Origin of the sequence: Citrobacter sp. wls714 (assembly GCF_005281025.1) — a bacterium.
GTDB lineage: Bacteria > Pseudomonadota > Gammaproteobacteria > Enterobacterales > Enterobacteriaceae > Citrobacter > Citrobacter werkmanii.
This window is the reverse complement of sequence record NZ_SZWZ01000100.1, coordinates 1-4,274: the sequence shown is the minus strand read 5'-3', so window position 1 is coordinate 4,274 and position 4,274 is coordinate 1. Positions and strand designations below refer to the sequence as shown.

Genomic DNA, 4,274 nt, shown 5'->3' with positions numbered 1-4,274 from the left:
AAACCTACAAAGGCGGTGGATTTAACGAGTTGCGCTTTGAGGATGCGACGGGCAATGAAGAAGTCTTTCTGCATGCACAGAAAAACATGCAGGTGAAAGTGCTCAATAGCAAGGACGTACGGGTTAATTATGATCGTACTGTAAGTATTGGTCATGACGAATCACTGGTGGTGGCCAACGACCGAAAAGTGACCGTTGACGGGAAACAGGATCACAAAACGACAAAAGATCATATCAGTCTGGTGGAAGGTAATCATGGTCTGGAGGTAAAAGGTGATCTAGCGCAGAATATTGCTGGTGCTCTTGGTATCAAAGTTCAGGGCGATATTGTTTTGCAAAGCGACAGCAAAATCAGTCTGCGGGTAGGCGGTTCGTTTGTGGTGATACATGCGAGCGGCGTGGATGTCATAGGGCCGAAAATTAATCTTAACAGTGGCGGCAGCCCCGGCGAAGTTATTCTGCCAATGCGCCCAATGATTCTGAAGGCCGCAGCGGGAAGCGGAACCGTATTTGTATCGCATTGCCCAAAGGAGAATTAAAACTGATGGACATAACTCCTGTACAATACGCCATTGTGGATGGCGCCGTGGAAGAAGGTTTACTGGATTTTCTGCATCAATATAATCCTCCACACTGTTGCCTGTTTCCCCCGCCCGTACAGCCAGACCTGGTCGGGATATCCCCTTACCTGCTGGAAGTCACCCAGGAAGTAGCCAGGTGGCTGACTACAAAGGAAACGCCCTGGGGAATATATTTTTATTCATCTAATAAAATTCATTTATTAGTACAACATTTCCGACATTATTTATGGGCTAACATACCGGAACAAAGCAAACCTGTATTATTTCGATTTTATGATCCGCGCAATATCTGGGCGCTGATTAGTGTATTGACTCCATTCGAACGCTACAGATTTATTGAACCAGTCACCAAAATTATTACTCACTTTTCAAAAAAACGACGGGAGGATGATTTTTTATCATTCCGTCAGTCCGGAAAAAGAAACATTACTGGAAAAAGTGAGACTTTACTGACTTTCACCCAACGACAATATTCCCTGCTAAACAAACAGGCGCAAATAAACCATATCAACACACTGGAGGTATATATACACAATTATTTTACAGAAAAAGGCAGTCCTTTTCCGGAAGGAGGGAAACACAATAGCCATTGTGCTGAGAATTATTTTGATTTTTGTCAATCGCTGAATATAAATGATGACAGATCTATCAGAGGCATTATCTATTTACTACTGGAAAATAAAATTTATAATAACAAAGATATTCCGAATGAATGGATTGATATATTAAATAATAATGAAGCGGCAGCACACCGACAGGTTGAAATGTTGCTTCTGGAGAAGCTGGGGTTTTTCCCTCAGTAAGGAAACAATTATGTCGAAACCGTCATCGACTGCCGGAAAAGCCTGTGTGGAATGTGGTATCCCTGATCCATGCCTGATGGATGTGGTTACGGCTTTCCCTGAAAATAAAGAGCATCATATCTGGTCGAAAGAGGGAACTGTTCATTTTGACCTGCTGGATGAAGGGGAAGGATGTAATGGAACCATCACTATAGAGAGTAAATGCGATAAAAACGGGTGCCCTGAAGCATGGCTGGAAGAAAATAAAGAGGGAACATCTGAATCGTTAAGTTCTGATGGAAAGCCAAATAAAGTAACACTTTATTACGGTGAAAAAAAAATGGATTAAGTATAGTAGATTCTTTCAGGAGTCCATGGGAATATCTCAGTTCAATTTCTCAACCTGGAGATATATTTGACGAACCGGCTCATTATGCGGTTATAGCAAATGGCTGTTACGAGTGTGGAAGATATGTTGAAATTGATGTTTATCCGACGATAGAAATACGTTTTACTGTTGGGTTAAGCTACGATCTTATTTCGTCACGCAGAGAGCGAACTATCAAAGAACGCCGTGATGAGCAAATAAAATCGCGGCAAGCCATGGATAATACTCAGCCCCAAAATAAAAACAAATTACGTGATGGCTGGACATATAAAACAGCTCAATTTGAGTTGATGAATAAAACTGCACTGAACGTGGATTTCGGATTAAAGATTTGCAACGTGGAATTTACGCATGAATATGAAGAAGAGATCAAAAAACTGCGCAGAACTAAAGCACTTGAGCAGTTAAACCGGGCCGACCAGTTAATTAACAATCTTAATACCTATTTTGCTCCTGATCCGGAAAATGGAAACAAGACGCGAGAATACTCTGTATTTTCATTTAATGCCGAACCGTTAAAAATAGGTTTATCTTATGCTTATCAGTATACTGATATAAAAGAAGGGCCATGTCATTATTTTGGGTTGTATGGAAAGCCCTTTCTGGAGGCAAAGTTAAAATTTGATATTATTCAGTTTATCTGTGCCTATTGTAAAATTGATACTTTAGTTGGCAAATGTCGGGACTATCTCAAAAAACACGATACCAGTGTAGAATGCTATATAGAAGTAGCTCCTGGTGTTAATTTGAATATCGGAGCAGCATACAGCAAAAAAGATGATAAATGGGCATTCAAAATTCTCACAGAAAATCAGTTATACCTGGGTATAAAAGGTGTTGTAAGCGCCACCTTTGAAGCCGAAGTTTTTGTGGTAGAACTTAGAGCTGAGGCAGAAGCGACTATCGGTGCAGCAGCAGGTTTTGCTCTGGATGAACATGATAATGGTCTGGATCTGGTTTTATACCATGACGGAATTAAGGGAACGTTTAAGTTTTCTGCTGATATAGGTCATAAAGGAGGCAAAAACAATAAAGGAAAATCACGACCTGAAACCAATAATAATGCTGAAGAAGAGTGGCAATTATCTTCTCCTTTAAAAACTGAAGACTCGCCTTTACGTATTAATTTATATGGTAAAGAACGTATTATTTCCCATTCTGCGATTACTCCTCCTGCTCATTTTGAACCGTGGGCAATGGGTTCCAACCCGAATTGGGATAAAAATGAAAAGAACAAAACGGAATATAATGGAATCCCACAAAATTGAGGGCAACACATGAAGTTGAAATATATCATTTCAGCAATAATATTAGCAGGAGGCATTATGACATTAACAGCATTAGCCAGTAGTACCCCCAAAAAACTGCGCAGTCTTTTTAATATCCAGCAGGCTTATTGCGCCATTAAGACTAATGGCGTTACCGGATACGATAATCGTGATTCTGCCTGGCGTGGACGTGGTGGTGGGATTTCCAGTACCAACGCTTTAATGCTGATGGAAAACGGCGAGAATGAAATCAGCCTGGAGATTGGAGCACTGGGCTGGTTTTCTGATAAGTCACTCTCCCCGGAAAAGAGAGGTCATTTCGATCCACAGTCAGCCTGTAGTCTAGATCTGGTACGTTTTAACGGGCAGGAAAAGCAAACGCTTTCATCAATAAAAGTGACCATTAATCCGCAGGGGTTACCTGAGGCATTACCTGACGAAAGGCATCCCATCACCCGAACAAAAATTCTGGCAGAGCAGGTCATACCCGGCCATATTGATCCCGATTATTTCGATAGCACCTATTTTCCACAAGGAATGGTACTCTACCGGTTTACGCAGAAAGTTACGGTAAGTGGTATTCCGGAATGGGCATGGGTTAAAGCTGAACCTTTCACAGGCGGCAGTGAGCAAATTCAAAAGCTACGGGCGGCCTATAGTGAGATGGCGAGAATTATCAACAGCAGGGATCGAAACCGCCTGAAGGCATATGACAAAACTGCACTGGAAGCGTGGTCTGCAACAACCGGTGACAGCGAAGATGAAATATTATTATCTCAATTTACAAAGAATGAACTGGAAGAAGGGCAAGCGATGATACTTCCAATTAAATGGGAAAATTATGATATTAGGGTTATGAATAATGGACGAATGGTGCAATTGTACAATAAATCAGAACATAATTACTCTCCATTAACATATAAATATGTAGACAAAAAAGGAGAAGACTTTATGGTTTTTTATGCGCCCGTATTCTCACTAGTTGATGGTAAGTTCATTCCGGTCATTTAAAATAATTCATATAGCTAGGATGTCACATCAATATTGGAATTATATTTTCCATAACTTCCATTGATTATATCATAGAACAATAGGAGGGCTTATGCCATTAGCCGCTAAACTTTCAGATAAAGGTACCCAGCACGACGGTTATTACGAGACCGTGATTATTGCAGGCTCGCCCACCGTATTTATCGACGGCCTGCCTGCTGCCAGAAGTGGTGATACCATTGACTGCGGCGGCGTGGTTATCGGC

The 4,274-nt window shown here is 41.2% G+C and carries 6 protein-coding genes; all 6 read left to right on the top strand.

What is annotated here, in order from left to right:
- Nucleotides 1–539: Vgr-like protein (locus FDX11_RS23025; protein ID WP_249360759.1), on the top strand; the 539-nt coding region annotated here is incomplete at its 5' end.
- Between the two features lie 5 nt (nucleotides 540–544).
- Nucleotides 545–1,384, top strand: a complete 840-nt coding sequence (locus FDX11_RS23020; protein ID WP_137398583.1) for a DUF4123 domain-containing protein — start codon at nucleotides 545–547, stop codon at nucleotides 1,382–1,384.
- 10 nt (nucleotides 1,385–1,394) lie between these two features.
- Nucleotides 1,395–1,712 carry a hypothetical protein gene (locus tag FDX11_RS25570; RefSeq protein WP_249360758.1) on the top strand — a complete coding sequence of 106 codons (318 nt, stop codon included), beginning with the start codon at nucleotides 1,395–1,397 and terminating at the stop codon, nucleotides 1,710–1,712.
- Between the two features lie 254 nt (nucleotides 1,713–1,966).
- Nucleotides 1,967–3,019: a hypothetical protein gene (locus tag FDX11_RS25565; RefSeq protein ID WP_249360757.1), complete on the top strand. Its 1,053-nt coding sequence runs from the start codon at nucleotides 1,967–1,969 to the stop codon at nucleotides 3,017–3,019.
- 57 nt (nucleotides 3,020–3,076) lie between these two features.
- Nucleotides 3,077–4,030 (top strand): hypothetical protein, encoded by a 954-nt coding sequence (locus tag FDX11_RS23010; RefSeq protein WP_137398582.1) that lies wholly within the window; start codon nucleotides 3,077–3,079, stop codon nucleotides 4,028–4,030.
- Nucleotides 4,031–4,121: 91 nt separating this feature from the next.
- Nucleotides 4,122–4,274 (top strand): PAAR domain-containing protein (locus FDX11_RS23005; protein ID WP_170975625.1); only part of this gene is annotated, 153 nt, incomplete at its 3' end.